Genomic DNA, 26,743 nt, shown 5'->3' on the forward strand with positions numbered 1-26,743 from the left:
TGGAGATCCGGCGTTTCAGACGGTACAATACGGTACCTTGCTGTACGGGCTATCCGCTTCGCTGGTCAGACCGGACAAGTACTATGTAGGCGTATCGATGCCCCGTTCTATTTTCGGATCCAAAGAATCCGACTATGTGCGTCAGTTTGGTCGGGACAATACCTTCTATGTATCCTCCGGGGTTATTTTTGATCTGGATAATCAGATGTACATCCGTCCGAGCTTACTGGCGAGCTACCGTCCGGTGACCGGGGTTCAGTTCGATGGTACAGTGATGTTATTCTTCCATGAGAAATTCGGTATCGGGGCAGGTTACAGACAACGTGGCGATCTGATGGGAATGGCCGAATTCAATCTGGGCAGACTTCGTATCGGATACAGTTACCAGCAGAATCTGAAGAACAGTGATCTGAACAGATACATCGCAAACAGTACGCATGAACTAGGGTTGTCAGTACGCTTCGGTAACCAAAGCAGATCAAGGTTGTAAGTATCACCACTATTTATTTATAAGCAGAGAGGTTCTAAAGGTAGTTTTAGAACCTCTTTGTTTTTGGAACTTATATCATTAACCTCTCTGCCCTTCGGGCATCTCTCCTTTGGAAGGAGAAAAGGGTTATAACGACATTTTTTACGAAACTTATTCCCTCTCATTTTTAAGGAGAACCTGTTCCGACTCGTTGGAAGGGTTAGGGAGAGGTTCTGTGCTTCTATTGATTAACCTTTCTCCCGATAAATCGGGATATCTCTTTTGAAAGGAGAGAAGGGTTATGAAACTCACATCAACTTTAATATTTAATAACGTTATTTGGCGTCCCCGCCAAATGATACAACTGAAATTACCATACTGTCGGTGAGGACACCGGCAGACGCGGACAAAAATCCTTTCTCCCGATAAATCGGAATCTCTCCTTTGGGAAGGAGAGAAAAGCTAAAACAGACACGTACATATCCTTCAAAACACCTCATAATCCCTGATTTCAGGGATTGTGATGCCCATGCTGATAGGCTAACTTTGAAACATAATGATTCGCATCTATGCGAAAGCATTAATATCCCGATGGGTATGTGTGTTGAATAGTAAAATACTGTATTGTGCACCTGATCAAATGATCAGGTGCCGCAGTGTCAGTAGGAGATGTTTCTTTTAAAAGTCAAGTAAGATATGAACGGTAGATTGAATATAATTTTAGCTTTTAGTTTTACATTTCTGATCATCCTACAAACAAAAGCTCAGCAAATAGCTTCGCGTATACCCAAAGAAGCAAGCCTTGTAGCCGTAATTAATACAAAAGATATTCTAAAGCATAGCAATGCTGATTTGCTCAATGAATTACTTGTCAAGATTAATTTTTTTGACACTTTCCAACAGCAAACAGCACAAAAGCCTGTTCGTCTGGAAGATATGGGGATAGACATGGAGCAGTATAGTTATATGTATCATAAGAATACAGATAGTATATCCTATTTAGGTTATATTTTACCACTCAATAATCGGGAAAAATTTGAAGCGATGCTGCCTTATACGATTGGAAAAGTAGCAACTCAAGACGGATTCCTCAAAGCCACGAATATCAGCGGAACTTTGCTGGCCTGGAATAAAGAAGTACTCTATATATTGTCCGGTGGACTCAATTACAATTTTTTCTATAATGATTCTGTTGCAACACGTTATGGAATTGATAATGTAGATATGGCAGCAACGCCAGTCTATATAGAAAATGGTTCTTATGATGAAGTAGCAGATGCTACGCCGGATTCAACGTATAGCTATACAGAAAATAACATTGATAGTTTAATGAGCACAGGAGCGCCTGATTCCGCTTCATCTGTCATCTATGGAGATATTCGTGATGAAAAAGAAGTAACATTTGAGGCCTATGATTTTGGAAGAGAAAGAGCTGATACTATAGACATAAACGATATCTGGACTGAAGAGGATAAAAATTATTCAGATTCTATCGCACGCATACATGAACATGTACAGCAAAAAAATGACTCCATCCGGAATGCACTTGAAGTTCAATGGATAGATAAGGAAATGCAGCATTTATTATCGGCAAATCATAAAGGATTAGATGAAAAAACGTTAAAATCAATTCATGAAAAAATGCCGTTGTTGCGGGCCTGGGTCAAAAATGTAGACGAATTATATTTGGGACTGCTGCCATTAGCCTATATGAGTTCCTGGTATTACGGATTTAAACCATATTATTTCAGATACGGGTATGGGCAAGCCTTTCTGGATCTGCAGCTTGAAGAACATACTCTGAAACTAAAAACAAGAGTAGATTTGGATAAAGATTTGCTGCAGATTGCAAAGCATATTTATAATCAAAAGCCCAATCCTAAGTTCTTTCGCTATTTCACAGCGCAAACAGTAGGTTTTCTATCCTTGAATATCAATTCCGAAGCCTATATGAAGGAGCTGCCCACATATATCTCCAAGCGCTTTGGTAATCTGTTTGGTAAAGAACCTGAAATTGCTCCGTTTTTGGCTTTAGCAATGGATGTTGCTTTTGATGAACAGGCATTAGCCAAAATAATGCCGGGCGATCATCTGGTACTCCTCAACGGAGTGACAAAACTAAAGACTGAGTATACAGATTATGAATATAATAATGACTATGATCTGAAGGAAGTAAAGCGTACAAAAGAAGAGACAGTTCCACGCTTTGTCTGGATGTTTACATCTAAAGATCAGCGTCTGCTGCTGAGTGGCCTGCAACTGGCTGTAGCTATGAAAAAAGCTACTTTAGATAATGATATTTTTGAAATTGAACGAAATAGTGGTCGGGGATTTCCGATATATATGATGTGTCAGGAAGATCTTGTGTTTGTATCCAATGACCGGACGGAGCTGGAGGAAATAAAGGAAGGGAAAACTCAATCAGTGGCGAATAAGCATTTTGAAAGGATAATCAGGAATAATAAATTTTCAGCAGTCGTACAGACGAAACGCATTCCGACCATACTTAAAGACATGGATATACCTGTTTCGCAGGATTGGCAAACAAATGTAGATGAGCTGGCAGGATATGGGGATGTCACCATCACATCCAAAGGGATTGTTAATAATCAGATTGTTGGAGAGATCGGTGTCTCTTTTCCTCCACAACAGCGCAATGGACTGGAGTTTTTGTTAAAAAAGATGTCACATTATACTTCCGAATAATATCCTTTTACAGTAATCCGGTTTTAAAATACGCTTTAGGAGATTGACCTATATATTTATTGAAATCCTTTAATAGATGATTGCTGTCGTAATAGCCGATTTTGTAAGCGACATCATTCAGAGACAAGGAAGGGAAGGCTTCCAACAAAGTGTAAGCTTTCAAAAAACGTTGAATCTGTATATATTGTTGGGGTGCAATTCCCAAATGCTTTTTAAAGGCGCGTTGCCACCACTTGTAATTTATATGCTGGATAGTGGGAGAGGAGCTTTTCCCTATTTCTTCCAGTCTTTCCTGCAGCAATGCAGGTATTTTTGTACTGGGTATATGCTGGCCGGATATAAAATTGACCACAGCCTTTATCCGTGATTTTGCATCAGTAGCCTGATAATAAGTATTTATAAATGATCTGAAAAACGGCTCAGATGAGTTGGTCAGATCATAAACCGATTGAGATGCAAAACAATCAGGCTGAAGATCAAACAACCGAAAAAATGCAGGTGCGTGAAAACGAACGATTCGGATGGTACCCTCCGGTTTTGCAGACTGTAAAAAGTTTCGTTGTATAAGACCTCCGCACATCCATGCCGAACCCAATGTAATCTGTGTCGTTGTGCTTTTTACTGTTACTGTGTCTGAGCAGGAGGGCATAAGGATCAGAGCCGGATAACCGTCACTAAACAATGCAACTTGTTCACATAGCATGCTGCCGTCAAAGTCATAAATACCCTCAATAGAACTTCCACTCCCGTTTTCGAGAGGAATTTGAATATAGTTTTCTTTATTTTGTGCACGTATGGCAGTAAGAAAATTTATCGGCATCACGACAAAGTTAACAAGCTAGCTTGTGTTACTAATTGAATTTTTTTAACACTTCTTTTATTTCAAAGTTTTCTTTTTCCAGTTTTCTTAAGTTTTTCTCCATATCAATCATATGTAGAGTCAGTTCTTCAATCTTTTTAAGTAATGTAGCCTGATTTGCACCTAAATCAATCCCATTTTCTGAAACATCTTTAGCAGAAGGTACATCAGGTAAGTGACCGTTTTCCTGAATAAAATAAGCAATCTTACTTAAAGGCATTAATTGATATGATGGTTTGAAGACATAATCCGGCCAATTTAAATTCTCAACTTTCATTTCCTTAGCCCTGATGTTCCCGTTAACTGAAAGTTTTTCCAGAGGCTGGAGAGTACCAATACCAACATTACCTGAAGTGGTTAGTGTCATCACATCATTCCAATATCCGGCAGTAAGAGTCAGATTCGTATTACTTTCTGTACCAATTTTAGCATTATAACCAATATGGCTAAACATTCCTAATTTGATTCCTGCATTTGTTGTTACTAGAAGTTTTGCATGTTGAGGTCCTTTTAATTCCAATACTTTATCCCATAATTGAGAATTATCCGGATATAAAGTTCCTATTCCTACATTTCCGTCTTCGGGAAAAATATTTGTCTGTCCATAAGACAGAGAGAACAACATTGCAAACAAACTGGTTGAAATTAATTTTTTCATATAATTTATTATTACTGTCTCATTGTTAATGAGGGTGATTTAAAATAGTGAAATGATGTTTTTTTTACTTTAAAGCGAATTTCAGGTTAATTTTTTAAAAATACTTTCTTTTTGTGTTGATTCAAAACTAAATATGGTTTAATTGTTATAAAACTAAAGAAAATTATGGAAATGTCCGGATTTTACGATTTATCTCCAACATCTCCTCCTTATTTTTGTTTCTTATCCATAAGGCAATAGTATATGATTATATCCGATGATAATGAACTGAAGAAAATGAAAGCTGTAAGTCAGGCAGTAGCTGTGACTTTGCTGAAAATGCAACAATTTGCCAGACCGGGAATATCGACTCAGGAACTGGATGAATTCGGTGGTGATATATTGAGCGAGTTTGGTGCACGATCTGCTCCCCGATTGACGTATGGTTTTCCGGGATATACCTGTATCAGTCTCAATAATGAGGTCGCACACGGAATACCTTCACCCGGTAGAATTCTTCGGGATGGAGATCTGATCAATATTGACGTCTCTGCTGAGCTTGACGGGTACTGGTCTGACAATGGCGGATCTATTGTTGTAGGGGAGGATTTGCATGGACATACTCCTTTGGTTGACGCTTCAAAAAATATTCTCTTATCTGCTATATCCCGTATTAAAGGAGGAGTCAGGATCAACGAAATTGGTCATTACATTGAAACTGAAGCTAGAAAAAGAGGATATCTGGTCATCAAAAATCTGGGAGGTCATGGCTTAGGGAAAGCATTACATGAAGAGCCTTTTGATCTTTTGAATTATAAAGATCCGGATGACAAAAGACGGTTTAGAAAAGGAACAGTTGTCGCTATAGAAACATTTATCAATACGCAATCTACGTTGGCTATTGAACAAGCAGATGGATTTACTTTATTGGGTAATAAGGGAGGGTTTGCAGTTCAACATGAGCATACTCTTGTTGTGACTGATGAAAAACCTATTATACTGACAGCTGTTGAATAGTAAAAAAGATTTTTACCTGTTCGGATTAAAACGGATTTTTCTTAATTTAATTCTTCGAATATCGATATGTGCGATAAGAATCAGTTATAATAAATATGACCATCGAAGAGCTTTTTAAAGAAAAAGAAATCAAGTCTAAAGAGAAAACAGAAACGATCAGTAATTGGATTTTAGAAAAATCACTTGCTGTTGAAGAACTTCTTGTTTTTGTTGAAAACCAAAGAGACCCTGTAAAAGCGACCTGTATAGAGGCTTTGGAATACGCTACCCGGCATCATCCCGAACTTGCTGACGAACATGTGCTGCTATTTGTAACACAATCCTTGCGTTCAAAAGTTCCCCGTATAAAATGGGAAAGTGCAAAGGTTATTGGGAATATTGCCCATCTGTTCTCTACAAAACTGAAGGAGTCCATTTCCAATTTGTTGGATAATACAACGCATGAAGGCACTGTAGTGCGATGGAGTGCTGCATTTGCATTGGGGCAGATTATCAGATTAAAAACTGAATACAATGTAACATTATTGCCTGCTGTGGAGGAGGTATGTGAACAGGAGCAGAAGAAAAGTATTCAGAAGATCTATCAGGAGGCATTGAACAAAATAAAAACTAATCCCTGATATAAAAGTGAGGACTGATGGAGAAATATAAGGTAGACTACAGCGAAACTTCTCATTTTAAAGGTATTCGGATAGTATATGAATATTTGGAAGAAGGACTGGATTATGCCCGGGAAAATGGAATTCCTGAGGTTTGTGTATGGACAGATGGAGATTGGAACAAGCTGACAATTAATTTTGACTTTCTGAAAGACAGAGATTTTATTGAAACCTTTCATTGGTTGGTGCCGATGTCAAAAAAGTCAGATATTAACGGATTAAAGTATTTTCATAAATTGAAGAATCTGTGCTGGAGTGTTGCAGGAGAATTTAATCTGGATCTTTCAATTTTTCCGATTCTGGAGAAACTGAATATTGGCTATGGACCGAAAATTCACGGATGGGACAAACTGACATCTTTAAAAGAACTTTTGATTGGTAGTATTAAGCAAGCTGACCTTTCTTTTCTAAATCACGCTATCAATCTGGAATACCTGCGTATTATCGGTGGCTCATTTGAATCTATAGAAGGTCTCGAACATTGCAGTAAACTCACTACGCTGTTTCTCCAAAAGTGTAACGCACTAACCAAACTTCAGTCTACTATTTGTTATTTGGACAAACTGCAACAACTGAATCTGGAGGGTTGCAAAAAGGTGAATACTGAAGAACAACTTGCAGGTTTGGCAATAAAATATGTATCCATTATATAAAGTTCCGGTGATTAATATTCCTCTTATTGAGACAAAGTTTGAACCTGTTTTAATTTCAGAAGACAATACTAACAGGACCCATGCCATCAAAGTATAACAATTTCCGAAACACCTGCTTATCTGGAAATATATTTTAGAAATTATCTTTTCGCTTTTAAAAGTTTCCCGGCCTCTTTTAAAATAATTACACTTTGAGCCGGAACAACGTCATTACCATCCGGACCGATATTGATCAATAGATTTCCTCCCTTTTTGTTAATTTCCTGCAGTTTATCCACGATCTCTTTAGAGGTTTTCCAATCATTATCGGATTTTTTATAGCCCCATGAGTTATTCATTATGTAACACGCTTCCCAATAATAATCTAAACCTGTTGCTGGGTGTTCCTGCTCAGGAGTGCCAAAATCTCTATTTAATTCTTCCCTTTTTGCTACCCGGTTAATAATATTAAACTTATTCTTGAGATTTTCAAGATGATTATATCAGACTTAACAACACAAGTAAATCAGCAAAATGAAAATAATTGACAAACTTGCTTGGATACAAGTAAAAGACAAATATTATATCTCAGGTTAAAGCAAAACTAGCGTTGCAAGATGTTATTTTAGCGAGTAGAATAGAAACCTTTGGGTTTACTCACCGAATTACTCACTAGATTTTTGAGAATAGGTGCGAATTTTGGGATGTCCTGTAAAAGTAAAAAGCCTCAACTTTCGTCGAGGCTTTCTCTGTGATCCCGCTGGGATTCGAACCCAGGACCCATACATTAAAAGTGTATTGCTCTACCAGCTGAGCTACGGAATCCTTTCTTTTTGTGAACCGTTTCCGTTTCTGAAAGTGATGCAAAGATAGAATTTCTGTTAATATCCTCCAAATAATGCCTGCAATAAAATTTGATTTTTCATGTAACTGCCTAAAAGCTAAAAACATTAATTTGAAAAATTATCTGCGTGCATGGATCATACGGTCTGCTCCGTGCATATCTTTAATCAATTCTACAGTTGAAAATCCCTTTTTCCGTAACATATTTGCCGTTTCAGGTCCGTAGTATTGATTGATCTCAAAATAAAGATCACCTGACGGCTTCAAATGAACCAAAGCAAAAGAGGCAATAGTCTCATAAAAAAGCAGAGGTGTGCTCTCTTCTACGAAAAGAGCGAGGTGCGGTTCAAATTCTAGTACATTGCTGTGCATATCCTCTTTTTCCTTAGGTGTGATATAAGGAGGATTGCTGACAATAATGTCATATAACTGTTCTGTAAACAGATATTCCCATTCCAGAATGTCAGCATTTACAAAATGAATATCCGTCCCCAATTTTTTTGCATTACGTTTAGCCACAGCAATCGCTTCTTTGGAAATATCCAACGCGCTGACATGAGCAGAAGGCATATGCTTCTTCAGTATAACAGGGATGCATCCACTACCAGTCCCGATATCTATAATCTTTAGCGGGACAGCAGAAGAACGGTGATGTCCTATGATCAGGTGTACCAATTCTTCGGTTTCCGGTCTCGGTATGAGTACAAACTCATTTACTTCAAATATTTCACCATAAAAATCAGCCTTTTTCAATATATGTTGAATAGGTTTACGTCTTAACAGCTCCTGTAGTATACGATCCAGCTGAATCTTTTGTTCTTCGGTAACTGCTTCAGTGTTCCGAACAGCGTATTGCATTCTGTTTATACCCGTTACTTCTTCCAGAGCAAGAAAAAAAAGAGATTTAGCCTCTTCAAGGTCATATATTTTTGTCAATTGTGCTGTAAAGTATAGTTCGTATTGTTGAAGTGAATTCATAGCTCAAAAATACAATTATTCTTAGAGAACCATATAGCAGTTATCTGCCATCTAATTGATACTTTTGTATATGAATATGCAAGAACGATACATGCAAAGATGTCTGGAGCTCGCCCTACTTGGTGCGGGTACTGTGAGTCCTAATCCTATGGTCGGAGCTGTGATAGTCCATGAGAATAAAATCATTGGTGAGGGCTATACTTCGCCCTATGGCGGTCCACATGCAGAAGTCAATGCTATTCAACAGGTGAAGGATCAGTATCCGGATTCAGCAGACCGCTTGCTGGAAGAATCCGATATGTATGTCAGTCTGGAACCCTGTGCACATTTTGGAAAAACACCTCCCTGTGCTAATCTTATTGTAAAGCATAACCTCAGAAAAGTCTATATCGCCTGTATGGATCCGTTTGCTCAGGTCAACGGTAAAGGTCTCGGAATCTTGCAGGAGGCAGGGATAGAAGTAGAAGTCGGCTTGTTAGAGAAAGAAGCCCTTTGGTTAAACAGACGTTTTTTTACACGCGTCAGGCAGAACAGGCCTTATATTATCCTCAAATGGGCAGAGACAGCCGATGGATATATGGCAAAGAATACCGATGAACAAGCCTGGATCAGTAATGAAGCCAGTAAGCAACTTGTGCATAAATGGAGATCTGAAGAAGATGCTATATTGGTAGGAACTCGTACCGCATTGATCGATAATCCGTCACTGACAGTGAGAGAGTGGGAGGGAAGTAATCCCAAACGTGTCCTCGTAGATAAGCAGTTGTCAGTACCTGAGACTGCAGCTATCTTTTCCGAAGATGCAGATACCATTGTGTTCAATGCAGTCAAGACCGACTGGCAGGGGCGTATCAAGTATATCGAATTGGAAAATTATGATTTATATCTGCCTCAGAATATCCTGTACCAACTATACCTGATGGATATTCAGTCTGTTATTATAGAAGGAGGAGCTAAGACTCTTCAGCACTTTATCGATGCAGGACTATGGGATGAAGCCAGAGTGATCAAAAGTAAAGTGTTTTGGGAAGACGGTATAAAGGCGCCTGTTATCGAAGGTGAACTGAAAGAACAGCATACTGTAGCTTCTGATGACGTTTATTTAATCGTAAAGAAAAATTAGTTTTATTTTAAAGAAATGTGTATTTTTAAGGTATGCGAATACCGGAAAAATTACTTCATTTCATCTGGCGGTTTCGTTTATTTGACCAATATAATCTTCAAACGCTTCAAAAAGACGATATTAAGATAGAAGATGTAGGTCATTATAATCTGAATGCAGGGCCTGATTTTTTGCATGCTAATATAAGAATTGGCAAAGAGGAATGGAATGGCCATATCGAGCTGCATGTCACTGATAAAGCCTGGTATTTGCATCAGCATGATAAAGACAAGTCTTATGACAATGTTATTCTGCATGTGATATGGGACGGAGATGAAGAAGTACGCAGGTCTGATGGCACTTCTGTCCCCACACTCTGTCTGAAACCGCTAATCAGATCGGATCTTATTACAAAATATGAGTTTATCATGGGCAATTCAAATGCCTGGATTCCCTGTGAAAAGCAGATTGGAGATGTAGAACCATTATTTGTAAAACAATGGTTATCCCGGATAGCTGTAGAGCGTTTTCATGATAAGTATGATATCCTGATCAAACAATTCACCGGCTATGGATGTGATTTTGAAAAAATGGCTTTCGTTATGCTTGCACGGGCTTTCGGACAAAAAGTCAATGCAGACTCCTTTCAGGAACTGGCAGAGCTCATCCCTTTTACACTGATCCATAAATACAGGAATGATGTAATGAAATCAGAAGCATTGGTTTTGGGAATAGCAGGTTTTTTAGGAGAAAGCGAGGTTTTTGAAGATAGCTATGCCGGCAATCTTCATAAAGAGTATCAGTACCTCAGGAAGCTCCATCGACTGCCGGAGATGGATAAAAGCCGATGGAAATTTATGCGTATGCGACCCTATAACTTTCCCACATTTCGAATTGCACAGCTCGTCTCACTGTACCGGCAGCAGGAAGGATTATTTTCCTATATTATGGAGTTGGAAACACTTGCAGAGCTGAGGGTATTATTTGAAAAGATAAAACTTTCTGAATTTTGGGAAAGACATTATACGTTACAAAAGTCTGCTGTAAAGCATAGTACAAAAATGGGTAAATTGGCTGCAAGAACGCTGATTATCAATAGTATTGTGCAATTATTATTTTTGTATGGTAAATATTTTGATCAGGAAATGTACATTTGTAAAGCTATGGCATGGTTAGAGGAGCTGGAAGCAGAATCCAATTCTATAGTAAATAAATTTGCAGCTATAGGAGTTCCGGCATTATGCGCAGCAGATTCGCAGGCATTAATACATTTGAAGTCCCATTATTGTGCATTTAAGAAATGCCTGGATTGTCAAATAGGTTTACAGATATTAAAACCCATACGATCATGATAGAAAAGATTTTATACTATTTTGAGCAGCAATCGTTCGGAGTATGTGCTTATTTGGGAGAAAAATTCTCAATTTCTATCGCCAAGTTAAGACTGTTTTTTATCTATGCCACTATCATCGGCGCAGGATTTCCGATTCTTTTTTATTTATTTGCCGGTGTACTTCTAGACTTTCGGGCCTACGTAAAAAAGATGCGTAAGCATTTGTGGGATAGTTAATGGTTATGCCTTTAGGATTTCGGATATCTCTTTAAAACCTTTATCAGCGGCCATATCAGAAGCCGTAAGGCCCATGTCGCTTCTGGCCGAAATATCCGCACCGTTTTCTAAAAGCACAATAATCAGATCGATATTGCCGTGTTGTGCTGCCAGATGAAGAGGCGTGATCCGTGATGATTGCGCAATGTTTACATAAGCGCCGGCCTCTATCAGCATTTTACTTATCGTACTGTTATTAGCATTGAGTGCCGCATGGAGTGGATATACATTGTATCCGTTTTGAGAAGGAATATTTGGATCAGCATGGTTTTTCAGCAGAATCCGGATAATATCCTCTCTGGAGAAGTGTGTAGCTATCCCTAAAGGTGTAAACCCCTGAGTAGAAAGTTCATCTACGATCTCCGGTTTCTGCAAAATAATAGCTTCTACATGTTGCGTGAGACCTGCTGCACAAGCTTCGTGAATGGTGATCGATGTGATGTATTTTAAGATAGTTTGTACAATTTGAGTTTTATTGTAGTAACATGCCAGCATTAAAGGGGAAATATCATGACTGGTATTCTGTTTTACCAGGTCCGGATCGTTTCGTAACAACAATTCCAAATCCTGATAGTTGCCCGTTTCAATATACTCTTCTAATACCGATAAACTCATTGAATCTTGTTTTAATGATACGAAATAAATAAAAAATTGTTAATTATAAAATGAAATGTTAATAACATTCCAAGTGTGGATATTTTTTGCCAAATGAGGCTGATTGAATCCCTGTTTGATTTTGTTATACATATGTATCTTTTTACCTATACAACAATATTTAATAGGGCTGTAGTTATACGGCTACATTTTAATAATTTAAGATTAAAAAAATTTTGAATGATCGACAATTAAAGTACATTTGTACAGGCCCTCCCCAAGGGCATGTTTTTCATAGGTAGATGTAGGGTCGAATATTTCTTATTCGACCCTTTTTTTTAGCTTTGTGTTTCAATTTAATAGAAAAGACCATGTCAAATAAAATAGTGGTGGCGATTACCGGTGCCAGTGGTTCTATATATGCTAAGGTATTGTTGGATACACTGGTCCGCATCAAAGATCAGTTTGAAGAGATAGGAGTAGTGATGTCTGATAATGCAAAGGATGTATGGAAATACGAATTGCAGAATACAGCATATGAGGATTATCCCTTTACATTTTATAGCAAGAATGATTTTTATGCCCCTTTTGCTTCCGGTTCTGCAAGATTTGAGACAATGATCATTTGTCCCTGCTCTATGGGTACATTAGCACGTATCGCGCATGGTACTTCTTCGGATCTTACAACACGTGCAGCTGATGTTATATTGAAAGAGCGTCGCAAACTCATCCTTATCGCAAGGGAGACCCCGCTAAGCAAAATTCATTTGCAGAATATGCTGGCTGTGACCGATGCAGGAGGTATTATATGCCCGGCCAGTCCGTCTTATTACAGTCTTCCAAAAGATTTCGAAGAATTAGCCCGAACCGTTGTGGACAGAGCCTTGTCACTGGCCGGCATTGTTGTGGAATCCTATCAGTGGGGGACAAAAAAATAAGCAGATAATATTCCTGCAATAGTAGCTCTTTTAATAGTATTTTGTACATTTGTTTTCTAAATGACGCAGCACCTCGCTACAATTGTTTGTTATCTTCCTTTCTTTTATTCTTCAAAAGAAAAATCCATTTTTTATTTTATGTATGGTTGTTTAAAACAAATGATGTTCAGGTCAGGTGTTGTATATTTAACAGGACTTCATCAAGCAAATAGATTTTAATTTCATGAGTACATTATTAATCACTTCTGCAACTGTTATTTTGCCAGGAAACGAGCATCACCGCAAAGAGGTGGATGTATTGATTGAGAATGGTAAGATCGTAAAGATTGGTAAAAGAATAAAAGCATCGGATTCGGCAGCTAATGTCGTAGATGCAAAAGGCGCATTCTTGGCACCCGGATTTTTTGATCTTAACGTTAACTTCGGAGAACCCGGACTGGAAACCAAAGAAGATATACAGACCGGTACAGCTGCTGCCGCTGCAGGAGGGTTTACAGGAGTGGCTGTTCAGCCCAATACTGAACCTGCCATACAGAGTCGTTCGGAAGTAGCCTTGGTAATCAATGCTGCAAAAGGAAATCTGGTCGATGTATATCCTGTAGGAGCGATCAGTAAGAAGCGGGAAGGTAAAGAACTTGCAGAGCTGTACGATATGCAACAAACCGGTGCTGTCGCTTTTAGTGACGGCAACAGAAGTGTACAACAAGCAGGCCTGATGAGTCGCGCTCTTTTGTATTCCAAAGGATTCAACGGTTTGATCATATCACATCCGGAAGATGAATCCATGGCTGGCGGCAATCAGATGAATGAAGGAGTTGTCAGCACTTATCTGGGTATGAAAGGGATTCCTAATCTCGCAGAATCATTGATGTTGTCACGCGATCTTTATCTTGCTGAGTACAATGAGTCTCCTATACATTTTTCTACAATCAGTACTGCTGAAGCCGTTGACCTCATTAAGAAGGCAAAAGCTAAGGGGCAGCAGGTGACGTGTGATGTAGCAGCGCATCATCTTGTGTTGTCTGATAAGGAAGTGGAAGGATTTGACAGTAATTATAAGGTAAATCCTCCACTACGTACCAAACAGGATATTAAAGCGTTACTAAAAGGACTGAAAGACGGTATAATCAATGCGGTTGTATCTCAACATACACCTCAGGAGGTAGAATATAAAAAAGTAGAATTCCACATCGCTAAAAATGGAATTATAGGTTTGCAAACCGTACTTCCGTTACTGGTACAGGCGGGATTAGACGAAGAGATTATTGTTGAAAAACTGTCGATAGGCCCGCGTAAGGTTTTAGGATTGGAAGTTCCTTCACTACAGGAGGGAGAAGCAGCGAACATCGTATTGTTTGATACAAAACAAAAATGGACATTTGATACCGCACAGAATAAATCCAAATCTGAAAATTCTCCTTTCTTCGGACAGGAAATGACAGGTAAGGTATTACTGGTATTCAATAATGGTAAAATATTTAAAAATTAATCAATTATGAATGTTAAAATAGCTCGTGCAGTGACGCAAGGTCTGGAGACCTATGCTGCCAACGAAGGTCATGATCATCAGGAATTGTTGAACCGGCTTCATCAGGCTTTTGATGCTCAAAAACCTTTTCTGGAAAAAGTAGATCTGTTAGATGCAGCTTTTGACGATCATATGCGTTTTGATGAATTAAGAGAGATCTGCTTTGATCTGTTGCTGATGAACTTCTTCTCTGAAGATGTACAGAAGCTGGAAGAAGATTACCTGGATTCGCCGGAATGGGAAAGTATAGAAGACCAGACCATCGACAGAGGAACTGAATTACTTAATATTTTTCTTTATCTTCGTGAGTGTGCTGATGATGAAATTGAACCCGAACTGGAGGACTATTTGAAAGAATTCCTTCTTGTAGATGAAGATGAATTTCAGGATGAGCACCGTATTTATGAAAAGGTGATTGCTAATCAGATCCTGGTGGATAGCAGTTATGCAGAGATTGCAAAAGTTGCCGAAACAGTGGATAATCAGGACGAACTGTATGAAGTATTCTATCCTATGATGAGTTTCTTTTCGGAGTCAAATCCTTCTGAAAAACAACTGGAAGAATATAAAAGTGCTGCTTTAAACAAATCACTTGATTTGGCTCTTTATCAGATTATTATTAACTATAACAAATAAATTATGACCGACCAACTTTCACTTCAAGAACCCGACGGTAAAAAACAGAGTATAACCTATGGATTGTATCTTGGTGTTATTGCACTTGTACTGGGTATAGTAACGATGTACATTTCTAAAAGTACAACTTCCTTAATGGTACTATTTGGTGTTTCTGCTGTACTTAACTTAGTAATTTTTCTTGTTGTTGCAGTGTTATTTTCGATTAGTATCAGAAAAAGTATTGGCGGATACTGGTCATTTTCTGAAGCCTTGAAAAAGATCTTCATTATGTTTGCTGTTGCTGCGCTTCTTTCCTCTTTAGGTTCTTTTGCTTTTACAAAATTTGTCGAACCTACTATTCAGGAAGAAGTAATCAATAATACCAGTAACCTGACGATCGAAATGTTGGAGAAAACAGGTGCCGGAGATGAGCAGATAGACGAAACCATTGCAAAACTGGATGAACAGAAAGCGGAGATTTCAAAAATGTCGTTCTGGCAATTTTTCAAAGGAATAGGTGTTACAATGATCTTCTATTTTGTCTTAGCTCTGATTCTGGCTGCTATTTTAAAGAAAGAAAAACCTTTTTTTCAGCAACATCCTAACGTTGATCCTAATACCGATCCGAATGCAAATTATGGTGCATGGCCGGATCAGAACAATCCCAACTAATACGATAAAAAAGTTAAGATATTTAGCATAGAAAATGGATATTTCGGTAGTCGTTCCACTATTTAATGAAGAAGAATCGTTGCCAGAGCTTACCGCCTGGATCGATCGGGTTATGCAGGCCAATAATTTTTCATATGAAATTATTCTGGTTGATGACGGGAGCAATGACAGCTCCTGGAAAGTGATTGAGCGGCTTAAAGAAGGAAGCGATAATATCATAGGGGTGAAGTTTCGGAGAAACTACGGTAAATCTGCAGCATTGAATGTAGGTTTTGCAGCTGCTCAGGGTGATGTTGTCATCACTATGGATGCCGATCTGCAGGACAGTCCGGATGAAATTCCGGAACTTTATGACCGTATTATGCGTCAGGATGCAGATCTTGTATCCGGGTGGAAACAAAAACGATATGATCCGCTGACGAAGACGGTTCCTACCAAACTATTCAATGCCGTAACACGTAAAATGTCAGGTATTGACAATTTACATGATTTCAATTGCGGATTAAAGGCTTATAAAAAAGATGTTGTTAAGAGTATCGAAGTGTACGGTGAAATGCATCGTTACATTCCGGTATTGGCAAAATGGGCTGGATTTTCAGCTATACAAGAGCAGGTTGTACAACATTATCCCCGTAAATACGGTACCACAAAATTCGGCCCCGGAAGGTTTGTCAAAGGCTTTCTTGATCTGTTATCCATCTATTTTGTAGGTAAATTCGGTAAAAGACCTATGCACTTCTTTGGTTCAATAGGAGTGATCAGCTTTCTGATTGGTATTTTTATTACTTTTTACCTTATCGTGGACAAACTGATGAGTATTGCGAATCATTCCCCGTATCGCAATGTTACCGATCAGCCTTTGTTCTTTTTATCGTTGGTCGCTATCCTGATCGGTACACAGTTATTCCTGACCGGATTTGTTGCTGAGTTGGTATCCCGTAATGGTAGTGAACGAAATAAATATCAGATAGACCGGGTAATCTAATCTCATGTTCTTTTCCATTATCATTCCGTTATACAATCGTCCGCAAGAGATTGACGAATTGCTCGACTCGCTGCTAAGGCAGCGTTATAAGCATTTTGAAGTCATTATTGTAGAAGACGGTTCGCAGAAGGATGCCAAGACTATTGTAGAGCGTTATCAGGATAAGCTGGATGTACATTATTACTTCAAACCTAACGAAGGGCAGGGGTTTGCCCGGAATTATGGTTTTGAAAGAGCAAAGGGAGATTATTTTATCATTTTTGATTCCGATGTTATTGTTCCATCAGATTATCTCCATGAAGTGATCATTGGTTTACAAAGGGACCATTTTGATGCTTTCGGAGGGCCGGACGCTGCTCATGAATCCTTTACCCCGGTTCAGAAAGCCATCAGTTATTCCATGACTAGTCCTTTTACAACCGGAGGTATACGCGGAAATAAAAAACACATCGGTCAGTTCAACCCGAGGAGTTTCAATATGGGTATCTCGCGTGAAGTATGGGTGCGTACAGGTGGGTTTAAACTGGCCAGAAGATCAGAGGATATAGAATTCAGTATCCGTATGATTGAACAGGGATTCAAGGTAGGACTCATTCCAGAAGCATATGTCTATCATAAAAGAAGAACCAGCTTTTCTCAATTTTTCAAGCAGACAAATTTATTTGGAAAGGGGAGGATAGATATCTATAAATTATTCCCCAAAGAATTAAAGCCTGTACATGCTTTGCCGGCATTATTTGTGGTCGGACTCGTGATTTTAGTGTTGCTCAATCTGCTGAATGTAGTAGTTGCAGGAAAATCAGGACTTATTCTATTTCTCACATCCATCGGTAATTGGGGATTGGGATTGTATACATTGCTGCTCTTTTTTCATGCGCTGTATACTACCAGAAGTCTGCAGGTTGCATTTTTAAGTGTGATCGCCGCTTTTACCCAATTGATTGCCTATGGCAGCGGATTTATTGAAAGCTATATCCGCGAAGTCATACTGGTCAGCAAATAGAAAGTTGGGATTCCGTTTTGAATTCTTCTTGAAGGTTATTAACTTGGTTTGTTCATTTAAAAGAGTATATTTTGCTGCCTTTTACACAAAATAGTTTAGATAAGATAGAAGCATTGTTTAAAGAGTTTGGATTTAAACTGCGTTATGAAAAAGGTAATTTTCGTACAGGAGCCTGTGTGCTTCAGCATTCGAAAGTTATCGTAGTCAACAAATTTTCAAATCTGGAGGTCAAAATTCAGTCTCTGATCCAGATTCTTCATGAAATTCCGGCAGATGAGGCTTTATTAGATGAAAAGCAACGAACGCTTTATCAGGCAATCAGGCAAACAAAATTATCGATTTGAAAATTACTTTTTTAGGAACCGGAACTTCGCAGGGTGTCCCTGTTATTGCGTGCCATTGTGAGGTGTGTCAGTCTGCTGATCATCGCAATAAGCGGTTGCGCTCTTCAGTGATGATAGAATTTGAAGGAAATAATGTAGTGATCGATACCGGGCCTGATTTCAGATATCAGATGCTGAGGGAGGAAGTAAATCATCTCGATGCCATTTTGATGACGCACTCTCATAAAGATCATATTGCAGGCCTTGACGATGTGAGAGCATTTAATTATCAGCAAAAACAGTCTATTCCTATATACGGTACTCAGGCACTGCATGAAGCCCTGAAACGTGAATTCTACTATGCTTTCTCCGATATCAAATATCCCGGAGTTCCTCAATTAGAACTTCGTGAGATTGACGACAGCCAATCCTTTCATCTCTATGGAAAAGAGATTACTCCCATAGAAGTCATGCATTTCAAGATGCCTGTGCTGGGGTATCGCATAGAAAATTTTGCCTACATTACGGATGCAAAAACCGTATCAGATGAATCTGTTGAAAAATTAAAAGGAGTTGAATATTTAGTCATCAATGCCCTGCAGAAGGAGCCTCATATCTCTCATTTTACACTGGAAGAAGCCGTTGAGTTTGCTAATCAAGTGAATCCAAAACAAACCTATCTCACCCATATCAGTCATCGTCTGGGACTTCATGAAGAAGTTTCCAAAGAACTGCCCGACCATATTCAATTAGCTTACGACGGACTTTCAATTAAGCTTTAACAGGATTTTTTAACATCATACTCAAACCTTTTTGACATCGTAGCGTTTTAATATTACAAACGTCTATTTATGTAAATTTTAAATTAAAGGAGAATATTATGGGTAACATTTTGTATTTAATCGCGGTCATTTTAGTTATTATCTGGGCGATTAGCTTTATAGGAGGATATTATACAGGCGGTATTATTCACGCGTTGCTGGTGATAGCTATCATTGTTATTTTATTGAGAATAATTAGAGGAAATGCTTAACCCCTTAGATTATTAAGATACAATTGGGCGATCTGGATATCCTCAGGATAGGTAATCTTCAAATTTGAATGATGCCCTTCCAGTAAGGTAACCGGATGGCCTGATTGTTCTACTACAGAAGCATCATCTGTAAATAAAGCGCTTTCCTTTTGCTGATACGCTTTAAAAAGTAGCTCAGCATTAAAGGTCTGAGGCGTTTGGACCATCCAGACCTGATCACGATCATATGCTGAATTGATCAGTTTTCCATCTTTTTCTTTTTCCAAACGTATAGAATTGGTACTTTTTACAGCGACAACTACAGCCTGTTTGAGTGCTGCCAGTTCATAAGCGTGATCGATAATTTCCGGACGGATCAGTGGTCGAGCCGCATCATGTACAGCAATAAGATGTTCTGAAGGTCGCGCCATACGGGTACAGATATAAGTAAGACCATTACGAACACTCTGGAAACGCGTGGCTCCTCCGTATACAATATCATGAGGGATATCAAAGTTGTAATCCCTGCACAGATCTGTCCATAAGCTCTCCATATCCGGATGAAGTACAAGTACAATATGTGGCTTGGTATTACACGAATAAAAAGCCTGAATGGTATGCATGAGCACAGGTTTATCCTCCAGAATCAGGTATTGCTTTGGCAAAAGCTGATTCATTCTGCTACCTGTACCTCCTGCCACTATTATAACATATTGCTGAGCCATGTTTCTACACTTTGTTCTTACAAAAATAAAAAACGCGAACAACAGTTTGATAGTGTTCGCGCTTCAGAATAAGATTATTTTATACGATTAGATAATCAGCATCGCATCTCCGTAACTGTAGAATCTGTATTTTTCTTTTACAGCTACTTCATAAGCATTCATTACATTTTCATAACCCGCAAATGCAGCTATCATCACCAGTAATGTTGATTCCGGAGTATGAAAGTTTGTGATCATAGAATTCGCAATGCTGAAATCGTATGGAGGATAGATAAATTTACTTGTCCAGTCAGAAGCCGCTTTCAGGTGTCTGTCAGCTGAAACGGATGACTCGATAGCACGCATAGAAGTAGTACCTACAGCACATACTCGTCTTTTGTTATCAATACCTTTATTAACAATACGCGCAGCTTCTTCCGTAATGATAAACTGCTCGGAATCCATTTTGTGTTTCGTCAGATCTTCCACTTCCACAGTACGGAAAGTACCAAGACCAACGTGAAGAGTTACTTCCGCAAAATCAACACCCTTCAGTTCAAGACGTTTCATCAATTCTCTTGAAAAGTGCAGACCTGCAGTCGGAGCAGCTACAGCACCTTCGTTCTTTGCATAGATTGTCTGGTATCTGTATTTGTCTTCAGGAGTAGCTTTACGTTTGATATATTTCGGAAGAGGAGTTTCTCCTAAAATCTCAATATTACGTCTGAATTCTTCATCTGTACCGTCAAACAGGAATCGGATCGTACGACCTCTGGATGTCGTATTATCTACGACCTCAGCAACCAGCAAATCATCATCACCAAAGTACAATTTGTTACCCACACGGATCTTACGAGCCGGATCTACCAGTACATCCCATAAGCGCAACTCCTTATTAAGTTCGCGAAGTAAGAATACTTCTATAGTAGCCCCTGTTTTCTCTTTGTTACCATACATACGAGCAGGGAATACTTTTGTATTGTTTAAGATCATGACATCTTTGTCATCAAAATAATCTAAAACATCTTTAAAAATTTTATGCTCTATTTTTCCGCTATCACGGTGAAGGACCATCAGACGTGCTTCGTCACGTTGTTCCGAAGGCTCAGATGCTAACAAAGATTCTGGAAGATTGAACTTAAATTGAGATAATTTCATTTTTTATTGTTGAAATTTTAATAAATAACGATTTGCTTTCAAATCTGCTCCCTTCTAAGAAGGATTTAAAAAAGCATACAAAGTTAAGCATTTCCGAACTAAAAATATTATATTTCAACATTATTATTCCCCTTTACAGGAATTATTCGTTTATATTTACGGAATAGATTTTTACGCCATACATGATAACCGTTTTCAGACTTCTTAAAGAAAGTTTTGGTTTTGCAATTTCCGCCCTTAGAGATAATAAGACGCGGACATTTTTATCCCTTCTGGGGGTGACTATAGGTATTATGACTATTATAGGTGTTTTTTCGGCTGTAGATACCCTTCGCAACAATCTCGAAGAATCTGTTCGGAAAATAGGAAGCAGCACATTATATGTAGATAAATGGCCATGGGACGGAGGTCCTGATTTTCCCTGGTGGAAATATATCAATCGCCCTGAACCCAAATACAATGATTATCTGGCGCTCAAAAGCAGAATGACTACAGCAGAGCATATTGCTTATGTTTTTAATATCGGTAATAGTGTAGCTAAATTCAAAAGTAACAGTGCTACTAATATTACAGTTAACGCCGCTACACACGAATACTATCAGACACAAAGTGCTGAAATTATTGAAGGACGTAATTTTACGGAGACAGAATCTAATGTTGGTTCTATGGTCGTGGTGCTGGGAGCGACCATTGCAGAAGGATTATTCCCTTCCGGAAATGCTCTGGGGCAGAAAATCTCACTATTGGGACGCAAGTTAACAGTTGTAGGAGTTTTGAAAAAGGAAGGAAGCGGGATGCTGATCAATACTTCCTCTGATGATATTGCATTTATACCTTTCAGTCTGGGACGCAATCTGGCTAATTATGAGCAGTATAATCCCAGTATTGTTATCACCGTCAAACCTACCTATACACTGGAGGAGGGCGAAAGTGAGTTGAAAGGATTAATGCGCTCTATTCGTCGTATTGCACCGCAACGGGAAGACGATTTTTCCCTTAACAAAACCACGCTGATCACGGCTCAACTCGATCAGATGTTTACGGTAATCAATCTGGCCGGATTCTGTATTGGTATCTTTTCTATTCTGGTAGGAGGCTTTGGTATTGCCAATATCATGTTTGTAAGTGTCAAAGAACGGACGAACCTTATCGGGATCCAAAAGGCACTCGGAGCAAAAAAATATTTTATCCTTACCCAGTTTCTTTTTGAATCTATTTTGCTTTGTCTTATCGGTGGAGCTGTGGGACTCATCATGGTTTACGGAATTGCATTCGTGGTTAAACTGGCAACAGGTTTTGCAGTACTGGTGAGTCTCAAGATGGTTATTATCACCTGTTTTCTTTCCACATTTATCGGACTGATATCAGGGATGATCCCGGCATTTATGGCGGCCAATATGGATCCTGTTGAAGCGATCCGCAGTAAATAATAAAATAATTACCGGATTCATTTTTGATTAGATAAAATCTTATTTTTAGGAAGTGGAAACATCCTATAAAAATCTGACGATCCAGTTGTTTTGGCTGTTGATATTCAGCTATAGCTGCTATCTGATGGCGGAAATCACCTGGAGATATCGTTTTTTTGAGCTTGACGTTGCTTTTTTGCAAATCAAACAAACCGAAATTCAGCATGTTTCTTGGTATAAATACATCTTTTATACGCATGTATGCACAGCGATCTTAGCCCTTCCTGCTGGTTTTACACAGTTTAATTCCCGTCTTCTATTATGTTACCCCCGGATTCACAGAAGGGTAGGTTATCTGTATGTTGGTATAATTTTGTTTCTGGCTGCTCCTTCCGGGATATTAATCGGTTTGCATGCAAATGGAGGTATTACTGCACAGGTGGCATTCGTTTTGTTAGGACTGTTATGGTTTTACTTTACCTTAATGGCCGTGCTGACAATCCGAAAAGGAAATGTCCGCAGCCATCAAAAATTTATGTACAGGAGCTTTGCGCTCACCTGTTCGGCATTGACACTACGGTATTGGAAAGTAGTGATCGTATATTTTTTTCAACCTAATCCCATGGATGTCTATCAGATTATTGCATGGCTGGGCTGGGTGCCAAACTTATTGATTATTGAATGGTTTATATATAGAAAATTTAACAAATTATGAAAGATCAGGTAGCATAGGGTACCTGAATACAAATGAATTCAATCTAATATAATTATGAAAAGAGTAATGTTGATCGCTTGTATGGGATTGCTTGTCATGGCATCCTGTAAGGATAAGAAAAAGGACCAGAGTAATGCTGCCGCTTCCTCATTAAGTAAAGACAGTGTGAAGATGGCAGAAGAGATACATAAAGAGTTGTATGGCAATTGGGTCGGAGATTTTGTGATCGATAATGACGTATTCGATCAGATAGCAGGGGATGAAGAGTTGCTGCGATCATTGGATAATTTGCCCAAAATAAACCTGACCATTAAACGTATAACAGCGGATACTGTACTCGGACAGAATATAGTGAGAGGTAATATGCGCCCGGTTATAGGGAAAATAGAAGATAACGGAGGAAATATTTCTTTTATACTGGATGAGCCGGGAGATAAAAAGTCTGACGGAAGATTTGAATTTAAAGTAAAAGGAGATACACTAATCGGAAGCTGGAGGGCATTTGATAGTTCGGTAAAAGTGAAGAAGAGAAACTTTAAGTTGCTCAAAAAACAATTTGCCTACAATCCGAATCTGATGCTGCCTGACGAAATAGAACTGGTCGATTGGCGCAATTCAAAAGAAAAGCAGATTACAGAACAAGACGGAGACAGCACTTATTCGTATGTTACTACTTTATATAGAGCGGCGTCACCTGTAGTGTACAAGATCAATGCGTCCAAAGAAAAGCTAACGGAAGCTAAATTGAAAAATCTCAAAAAATTAGATTTGGAAATTATCCGCAATACGATATTTGCCAGACATGGGTACGCATTTACAAAAGTAGGAGTGCGTCAGTTTTTTGATCCTGTAGAATGGTATGTTCCCATTTCAAATGATGTTTCTGCGCAGCTATCATCTCTGGAGAAGGATAATATCCAGTTGTTGAAAAAGTTTGAAAAATATGCGGAAGATAATTATGATAGCTTTGGTCGCTAAGGGCTGAAGCGGTTGTATGAAGTTAAATTATTTTATTGTTAATGTGGCTGTTATTAAGAAAATTACTCGTATCTTAATAACAGCATTTTTTTATAGCAAATTTTAATAATAGTTTGTCACAGACATGGAAGAAGATCAAATACCAAAAGAACTGGAGTTAAGTCCTGCAACAGATACATCGCTGGACGAAAATATTCATCATGTTAATAATCCGGTTTTAGATTTGCCGCATATTGAAAAAAAATACCTTGGCACAGCTACATCTTATGTGAAGCAGAAAGATGGATACATCTTTACAGACGGTAGTGCGAAAGTGGAGATAAAAGTTGTCAGTGATGAGATCATTCGGGTCAGATTAGCACCTAAGGGATCTTTTCTGGAAGACTTTTCTTACGCGATCTCGGATCTCAATCAGCAGTCAGCACTTTTCGATATCGAAGAGGACGAAAACTTTTACTGCGTCAAGACAAATATGGTTCATTGTAAGATCCAGAAGAAAGATTTTTTGATTTCTTTTGAAGATCACAACAGTAAAATTATCAATGCAGATTATACTTCCATGCACTGGGAGGAGAATGCAGATTTTGGAGGATACTATGTCTATTGCACCAAACATGCCTTTAATCAGGAAGTGTTTTTCGGAGCCGGCGATAAGGCTACAAACCTTAATCTGAGGGGCAGACGCATACAGAACTGGAATTCGGATACGTATTCCTATGCTTTTAATCAGGATCCCTTATATAAAACCATTCCGTTTTATATTGGTGTGAATGATGGTGATGCATATGGTATTTTCTTTGACAATACATTCAAGACTTATTTTGATTTTGCAGCCGAGCATCAGGAAAGAACCAGTTTCTGGTCTGAGGGTGGCGAGCTGCAATATTACTATATACACGGTCCTCATATGATGGACGTAGTAAAGCGGTATCATAGTATTACAGGTACGCATTATATGCCGCCGCTTTGGGCTATTGGCTACCACCAGTGCAGATGGAGCTATTATCCTGAAAATATGGTCAGAGAGGTCGCAAAGCAATTCAGACAGCGAAATATTCCGTGTGATGCAATTTATCTAGATATAGACTATATGGATGGTTATCGTTGTTTCACCTGGAATAAACATTACTTTCCGAATCCAAAGAAAATGATCTCGGATCTGGCTTCTAATGGCTTTAAGACCGTAGTGATGATTGACCCGGGTATCAAGGTAGACGATAGCTATTGGGTATTTAAAGAAGGGCAGGAGAAAAAGTATTTCTGCCGCAGAGGGGATGATTATTTTATGGAAGGTTTTGTGTGGCCGGGACGTTGTCAGTTTCCTGATTTTACAAATCCTGCTGTTCGCGAATGGTGGGGCGGACTTTATAAAGGGCTGGTAGAAGATGGTGTGGCCGGATTCTGGAACGATATGAATGAGCCTGCAGTATTCGGAAGAGGTACATTCCCGGATGATGTACGTCATTATTATGAAGGACATCGCGGATCACATCGCAAAGCACATAATATCTACGGTATGCAGATGGTACGTGCAACATATGACGGCTTGAAAAAACTTTATCAAAACAAACGTCCTTTTACGATCACACGTGCGGCGTACTCAGGCACACAGCGTTATTCATCTGTATGGACAGGAGATAATATTGCTACCTGGGAACATCTCAAGATAGGTACGCTGCAATTACAACGTCTGTCCGTATCCGGATTGTCTTTCTGCGGAACAGATATCGGGGGATTTACAGGAGAGCCGGACGGCGAACTTTATACACGTTGGATGCAGTTTGGTGTGTTTTCTCCTTTTATGCGGGTGCATTCAGCAGGAGATACACGTGACCGCGAGCCCTGGAGTTTTGGTGAAGACTGGGAAAAGATCAATAAGAAGTTTATTGAATTGAGATATAAGCTATTGCCTTATATATACTCTGTGTTTTGGGAGCAGCATAAGTACGGACTTCCGATACTGAGACCAGTAGCTATGCTGGAACAGCATATCCCTAAAAATCTGCAACGCGAAGAGGAATTTGCTTTTGGTGATAAGATTCTGGTGTCTCCGGTTCTTAATCCGGGTCAGAAAAATAAAATAGTTTATCTGCCGGAAGGAAACTGGTATTATTATTTCGATAATACGGGCTTTGAAGGTGGGCAGGAATATACTATTGAGACCCCGCTTGATGAAATGCCGGTATTTGTAAAGGCTGGAAGTGTGATCCCCGAATACCCGGTGATGCAGTATACAGGAGAGAAAAAACTGGAACATCTCCAACTGAATGTATACTATACTGCAGGAGAAGAAGATTCTTATATCTATGCCGATCACGGTGATACTTTCGCTTACGAACAGAATATTTATTCTGAAAAACATTTTATTGTAGACGGTACACAATCTTTGCTGACCATTACACAACATGTCGAAGGATTGCACTCTGAACGATTCGATGATTTTCACATCTATTTAATAGGATTACCTCAGGAGCCGGTATCTGTTATACAGGACGGACTGGAGATCAAAATACAAAGAGACAATGAAAACCGTCTTTTTGTAGTGGTTGAAAAAGAGTTTAGAAAATTGATTATTCAATAATGTAATCCAAACTG

Annotated in this window: 28 protein-coding genes, 1 tRNA gene and 1 pseudogene; 21 read left to right on the top strand and 9 right to left on the bottom strand. The window is 38.9% G+C overall.

Annotation, left to right across the window (positions count from 1 at the left end; translation table 11 throughout):
• Positions 1-490, top strand: a 490-nt coding sequence (locus HMPREF0766_RS20620) for a type IX secretion system membrane protein PorP/SprF (RefSeq protein WP_003001810.1), incomplete at its 5' end; no start/stop codon positions are given.
• 314 nt (positions 491-804) lie between these two features.
• Here HMPREF0766_RS20620 and HMPREF0766_RS22420 read toward each other — a convergent pair.
• On the bottom strand, positions 805-969 hold the full coding sequence (locus HMPREF0766_RS22420; RefSeq protein ID WP_003001812.1) for a hypothetical protein: 165 nt from the start codon (positions 967-969) through the stop codon (positions 805-807).
• 196 nt (positions 970-1,165) lie between these two features.
• Between HMPREF0766_RS22420 and HMPREF0766_RS20625 the strand changes: the two genes are divergently transcribed.
• The gene (locus HMPREF0766_RS20625; RefSeq protein WP_003001815.1) at positions 1,166-3,175 is read left to right on the top strand and encodes a hypothetical protein; all 2,010 of its coding nucleotides are present in this window, start codon (positions 1,166-1,168) and stop codon (positions 3,173-3,175) included.
• Positions 3,176-3,182: 7 nt separating this feature from the next.
• Here HMPREF0766_RS20625 and HMPREF0766_RS20630 read toward each other — a convergent pair whose 3' ends face one another.
• A complete protein-coding gene (locus HMPREF0766_RS20630; protein ID WP_003001818.1) occupies positions 3,183-3,995 on the bottom strand; it encodes a helix-turn-helix domain-containing protein in 813 nt (270 codons plus the stop codon).
• Between the two features lie 31 nt (positions 3,996-4,026).
• Entirely contained in the window at positions 4,027-4,692 is a 666-nt protein-coding gene (locus HMPREF0766_RS22000) for a hypothetical protein (protein ID WP_003001820.1), read from the bottom strand.
• A gap of 243 nt (positions 4,693-4,935) precedes the next feature.
• On the opposite strand from HMPREF0766_RS22000, the gene map reads away from it, so the two are divergent.
• The 3 genes from map (at position 4,936) to HMPREF0766_RS20650 (ending at position 7,000) form a co-directional block, all read left to right on the top strand.
• A complete protein-coding gene (gene map / locus HMPREF0766_RS20640; protein WP_003001822.1) occupies positions 4,936-5,688 on the top strand; it encodes a type I methionyl aminopeptidase in 753 nt (250 codons plus the stop codon).
• Positions 5,689-5,783: 95 nt separating this feature from the next.
• Positions 5,784-6,308 (top strand): HEAT repeat domain-containing protein, encoded by a 525-nt coding sequence (locus HMPREF0766_RS20645; RefSeq protein ID WP_003001826.1) that lies wholly within the window; start codon positions 5,784-5,786, stop codon positions 6,306-6,308.
• Positions 6,309-6,325: 17 nt separating this feature from the next.
• The gene (locus tag HMPREF0766_RS20650) at positions 6,326-7,000 is read left to right on the top strand and encodes a leucine-rich repeat domain-containing protein (protein WP_003001829.1); all 675 of its coding nucleotides are present in this window, start codon (positions 6,326-6,328) and stop codon (positions 6,998-7,000) included.
• A gap of 140 nt (positions 7,001-7,140) precedes the next feature.
• On the opposite strand, the pseudogene HMPREF0766_RS22205 reads toward HMPREF0766_RS20650, so the two are convergent.
• The 3 genes and pseudogenes from HMPREF0766_RS22205 to prmC all read right to left on the bottom strand — a co-directional run.
• Positions 7,141-7,461, bottom strand: a pseudogene (locus tag HMPREF0766_RS22205) (alpha-L-fucosidase); the annotation flags it as partial.
• Between the two features lie 270 nt (positions 7,462-7,731).
• Positions 7,732-7,804, bottom strand: a tRNA-Lys gene (locus HMPREF0766_RS20660).
• 138 nt (positions 7,805-7,942) lie between these two features.
• A complete protein-coding gene (gene prmC / locus HMPREF0766_RS20665) occupies positions 7,943-8,800 on the bottom strand; it encodes a peptide chain release factor N(5)-glutamine methyltransferase (RefSeq protein WP_003001833.1) in 858 nt (285 codons plus the stop codon).
• 70 nt (positions 8,801-8,870) lie between these two features.
• On the opposite strand from prmC, the gene ribD reads away from it, so the two are divergent.
• The 3 genes from ribD to HMPREF0766_RS20680 are packed head-to-tail and all read left to right on the top strand — an operon-like array spanning position 8,871 to position 11,472.
• Positions 8,871-9,923 carry a bifunctional diaminohydroxyphosphoribosylaminopyrimidine deaminase/5-amino-6-(5-phosphoribosylamino)uracil reductase RibD gene (ribD, locus tag HMPREF0766_RS20670; protein ID WP_003001836.1) on the top strand — a complete coding sequence of 351 codons (1,053 nt, stop codon included), beginning with the start codon at positions 8,871-8,873 and terminating at the stop codon, positions 9,921-9,923.
• Between the two features lie 32 nt (positions 9,924-9,955).
• On the top strand, positions 9,956-11,254 hold the full coding sequence (locus HMPREF0766_RS20675; RefSeq protein ID WP_003001840.1) for a DUF2851 family protein: 1,299 nt from the start codon (positions 9,956-9,958) through the stop codon (positions 11,252-11,254).
• Complete coding sequence (locus HMPREF0766_RS20680; protein WP_003001842.1) at positions 11,251-11,472, top strand: PspC domain-containing protein; 222 nt, start codon at positions 11,251-11,253, stop codon at positions 11,470-11,472. Before HMPREF0766_RS20675 ends, HMPREF0766_RS20680 begins: the two co-directional genes overlap by 4 nt.
• A gap of 3 nt (positions 11,473-11,475) precedes the next feature.
• Here the strand turns inward: HMPREF0766_RS20680 and HMPREF0766_RS20685 are convergent, their stop codons facing one another.
• Positions 11,476-12,126: an ankyrin repeat domain-containing protein gene (locus tag HMPREF0766_RS20685; RefSeq protein WP_003001844.1), complete on the bottom strand. Its 651-nt coding sequence runs from the start codon at positions 12,124-12,126 to the stop codon at positions 11,476-11,478.
• Between the two features lie 350 nt (positions 12,127-12,476).
• Here HMPREF0766_RS20685 and HMPREF0766_RS20690 point away from each other — a divergent pair, with 350 nt between their 5' ends.
• The 9 genes from HMPREF0766_RS20690 (at position 12,477) to HMPREF0766_RS22310 (ending at position 19,205) form a co-directional block, all read left to right on the top strand.
• Positions 12,477-13,043 carry a UbiX family flavin prenyltransferase gene (locus HMPREF0766_RS20690; protein WP_003001849.1) on the top strand — a complete coding sequence of 189 codons (567 nt, stop codon included), beginning with the start codon at positions 12,477-12,479 and terminating at the stop codon, positions 13,041-13,043.
• A gap of 223 nt (positions 13,044-13,266) precedes the next feature.
• Positions 13,267-14,532: a dihydroorotase gene (locus HMPREF0766_RS20695; RefSeq protein WP_003001850.1), complete on the top strand. Its 1,266-nt coding sequence runs from the start codon at positions 13,267-13,269 to the stop codon at positions 14,530-14,532.
• 6 nt (positions 14,533-14,538) lie between these two features.
• Positions 14,539-15,207 carry a hypothetical protein gene (locus tag HMPREF0766_RS20700; RefSeq protein ID WP_003001854.1) on the top strand — a complete coding sequence of 223 codons (669 nt, stop codon included), beginning with the start codon at positions 14,539-14,541 and terminating at the stop codon, positions 15,205-15,207.
• A gap of 3 nt (positions 15,208-15,210) precedes the next feature.
• Positions 15,211-15,861, top strand: a complete 651-nt coding sequence (locus HMPREF0766_RS20705; RefSeq protein WP_003001857.1) for a DUF4199 domain-containing protein — start codon at positions 15,211-15,213, stop codon at positions 15,859-15,861.
• Positions 15,862-15,895: 34 nt separating this feature from the next.
• Entirely contained in the window at positions 15,896-16,846 is a 951-nt protein-coding gene (locus HMPREF0766_RS20710) for a glycosyltransferase family 2 protein (protein WP_003001860.1), read from the top strand.
• A gap of 4 nt (positions 16,847-16,850) precedes the next feature.
• Positions 16,851-17,849 (top strand): glycosyltransferase family 2 protein, encoded by a 999-nt coding sequence (locus HMPREF0766_RS20715; protein ID WP_003001862.1) that lies wholly within the window; start codon positions 16,851-16,853, stop codon positions 17,847-17,849.
• Positions 17,850-17,920: 71 nt separating this feature from the next.
• Positions 17,921-18,193 carry a hypothetical protein gene (locus HMPREF0766_RS20720; protein ID WP_003001865.1) on the top strand — a complete coding sequence of 91 codons (273 nt, stop codon included), beginning with the start codon at positions 17,921-17,923 and terminating at the stop codon, positions 18,191-18,193.
• Entirely contained in the window at positions 18,190-18,954 is a 765-nt protein-coding gene (locus HMPREF0766_RS20725; RefSeq protein ID WP_003001868.1) for an MBL fold metallo-hydrolase, read from the top strand. The genes HMPREF0766_RS20720 and HMPREF0766_RS20725 overlap by 4 nt, the downstream gene beginning before the upstream one ends.
• A 98-nt stretch (positions 18,955-19,052) precedes the next feature.
• Positions 19,053-19,205, top strand: coding sequence for a lmo0937 family membrane protein (locus tag HMPREF0766_RS22310; protein WP_003001870.1), 153 nt, complete (start codon positions 19,053-19,055; stop codon positions 19,203-19,205).
• On the opposite strand, the gene HMPREF0766_RS20730 is transcribed toward HMPREF0766_RS22310, so the two are convergent.
• Positions 19,202-19,909, bottom strand: a complete 708-nt coding sequence (locus tag HMPREF0766_RS20730) for a 2-C-methyl-D-erythritol 4-phosphate cytidylyltransferase (protein WP_003001875.1) — start codon at positions 19,907-19,909, stop codon at positions 19,202-19,204. The two genes, HMPREF0766_RS22310 and HMPREF0766_RS20730, sit on opposite strands and share 4 nt — an antisense overlap.
• 87 nt (positions 19,910-19,996) lie before the next feature.
• A complete protein-coding gene (queA, locus tag HMPREF0766_RS20735) occupies positions 19,997-21,046 on the bottom strand; it encodes a tRNA preQ1(34) S-adenosylmethionine ribosyltransferase-isomerase QueA (protein ID WP_003001878.1) in 1,050 nt (349 codons plus the stop codon).
• A gap of 182 nt (positions 21,047-21,228) precedes the next feature.
• Between queA and HMPREF0766_RS20740 the strand changes: the two genes are divergently transcribed.
• The 4 genes from HMPREF0766_RS20740 to HMPREF0766_RS20755 all read left to right on the top strand — a co-directional run bounded on the left by HMPREF0766_RS20740 (position 21,229) and on the right by HMPREF0766_RS20755 (position 26,729).
• Positions 21,229-22,476, top strand: a complete 1,248-nt coding sequence (locus tag HMPREF0766_RS20740; protein ID WP_003001881.1) for an ABC transporter permease — start codon at positions 21,229-21,231, stop codon at positions 22,474-22,476.
• Positions 22,477-22,528: 52 nt separating this feature from the next.
• Positions 22,529-23,170 (top strand): DUF2306 domain-containing protein, encoded by a 642-nt coding sequence (locus HMPREF0766_RS20745; RefSeq protein ID WP_003001883.1) that lies wholly within the window; start codon positions 22,529-22,531, stop codon positions 23,168-23,170.
• A 54-nt stretch (positions 23,171-23,224) separates the two neighbouring features.
• Positions 23,225-24,148, top strand: a complete 924-nt coding sequence (locus HMPREF0766_RS20750; protein ID WP_003001886.1) for a YARHG domain-containing protein — start codon at positions 23,225-23,227, stop codon at positions 24,146-24,148.
• A 124-nt stretch (positions 24,149-24,272) separates the two neighbouring features.
• Positions 24,273-26,729 (top strand): glycoside hydrolase family 31 protein, encoded by a 2,457-nt coding sequence (locus tag HMPREF0766_RS20755; RefSeq protein ID WP_003001890.1) that lies wholly within the window; start codon positions 24,273-24,275, stop codon positions 26,727-26,729.
• Positions 26,730-26,743: the final 14 nt, after the last annotated feature.

Origin of the sequence: Sphingobacterium spiritivorum ATCC 33861 (genome assembly GCF_000143765.1) — a bacterium.
Taxonomy (GTDB): domain Bacteria; phylum Bacteroidota; class Bacteroidia; order Sphingobacteriales; family Sphingobacteriaceae; genus Sphingobacterium; species Sphingobacterium spiritivorum.

Bases quoted from the DNA above. Each gene is read 5' to 3' on its own strand.
- HMPREF0766_RS20680 (WP_003001842.1), top strand. From the start codon at position 11,251: ATGATAGAAAAGATTTTATACTATTTTGAGCAGCAATCGTTCGGAGTA.
- HMPREF0766_RS20650 (WP_003001829.1), top strand. From the start codon at position 6,326: ATGGAGAAATATAAGGTAGACTACAGCGAAACTTCTCATTTTAAAGGT.
- HMPREF0766_RS20750 (WP_003001886.1), top strand. From the start codon at position 23,225: ATGAAAAGAGTAATGTTGATCGCTTGTATGGGATTGCTTGTCATGGCA.
- map (WP_003001822.1), top strand. From the start codon at position 4,936: ATGATTATATCCGATGATAATGAACTGAAGAAAATGAAAGCTGTAAGT.
- HMPREF0766_RS20755 (WP_003001890.1), top strand. From the start codon at position 24,273: ATGGAAGAAGATCAAATACCAAAAGAACTGGAGTTAAGTCCTGCAACA.
- HMPREF0766_RS22310 (WP_003001870.1), top strand. From the start codon at position 19,053: ATGGGTAACATTTTGTATTTAATCGCGGTCATTTTAGTTATTATCTGG.
- queA (WP_003001878.1), bottom strand. From the start codon at position 21,046: ATGAAATTATCTCAATTTAAGTTCAATCTTCCAGAATCTTTGTTAGCA.
- prmC (WP_003001833.1), bottom strand. From the start codon at position 8,800: ATGAATTCACTTCAACAATACGAACTATACTTTACAGCACAATTGACA.
- HMPREF0766_RS20685 (WP_003001844.1), bottom strand. From the start codon at position 12,126: ATGAGTTTATCGGTATTAGAAGAGTATATTGAAACGGGCAACTATCAG.
- HMPREF0766_RS20625 (WP_003001815.1), top strand. From the start codon at position 1,166: ATGAACGGTAGATTGAATATAATTTTAGCTTTTAGTTTTACATTTCTG.
- HMPREF0766_RS20740 (WP_003001881.1), top strand. From the start codon at position 21,229: ATGATAACCGTTTTCAGACTTCTTAAAGAAAGTTTTGGTTTTGCAATT.
- HMPREF0766_RS22000 (WP_003001820.1), bottom strand. From the start codon at position 4,692: ATGAAAAAATTAATTTCAACCAGTTTGTTTGCAATGTTGTTCTCTCTG.
- HMPREF0766_RS20715 (WP_003001862.1), top strand. From the start codon at position 16,851: ATGTTCTTTTCCATTATCATTCCGTTATACAATCGTCCGCAAGAGATT.
- HMPREF0766_RS20645 (WP_003001826.1), top strand. From the start codon at position 5,784: ATGACCATCGAAGAGCTTTTTAAAGAAAAAGAAATCAAGTCTAAAGAG.
- HMPREF0766_RS20690 (WP_003001849.1), top strand. From the start codon at position 12,477: ATGTCAAATAAAATAGTGGTGGCGATTACCGGTGCCAGTGGTTCTATA.
- HMPREF0766_RS20705 (WP_003001857.1), top strand. From the start codon at position 15,211: ATGACCGACCAACTTTCACTTCAAGAACCCGACGGTAAAAAACAGAGT.
- HMPREF0766_RS20710 (WP_003001860.1), top strand. From the start codon at position 15,896: ATGGATATTTCGGTAGTCGTTCCACTATTTAATGAAGAAGAATCGTTG.
- HMPREF0766_RS20630 (WP_003001818.1), bottom strand. From the start codon at position 3,995: ATGCCGATAAATTTTCTTACTGCCATACGTGCACAAAATAAAGAAAAC.
- HMPREF0766_RS22420 (WP_003001812.1), bottom strand. From the start codon at position 969: ATGAGGTGTTTTGAAGGATATGTACGTGTCTGTTTTAGCTTTTCTCTC.
- HMPREF0766_RS20675 (WP_003001840.1), top strand. From the start codon at position 9,956: ATGCGAATACCGGAAAAATTACTTCATTTCATCTGGCGGTTTCGTTTA.
- HMPREF0766_RS20730 (WP_003001875.1), bottom strand. From the start codon at position 19,909: ATGGCTCAGCAATATGTTATAATAGTGGCAGGAGGTACAGGTAGCAGA.
- HMPREF0766_RS20700 (WP_003001854.1), top strand. From the start codon at position 14,539: ATGAATGTTAAAATAGCTCGTGCAGTGACGCAAGGTCTGGAGACCTAT.
- HMPREF0766_RS20695 (WP_003001850.1), top strand. From the start codon at position 13,267: ATGAGTACATTATTAATCACTTCTGCAACTGTTATTTTGCCAGGAAAC.
- ribD (WP_003001836.1), top strand. From the start codon at position 8,871: ATGAATATGCAAGAACGATACATGCAAAGATGTCTGGAGCTCGCCCTA.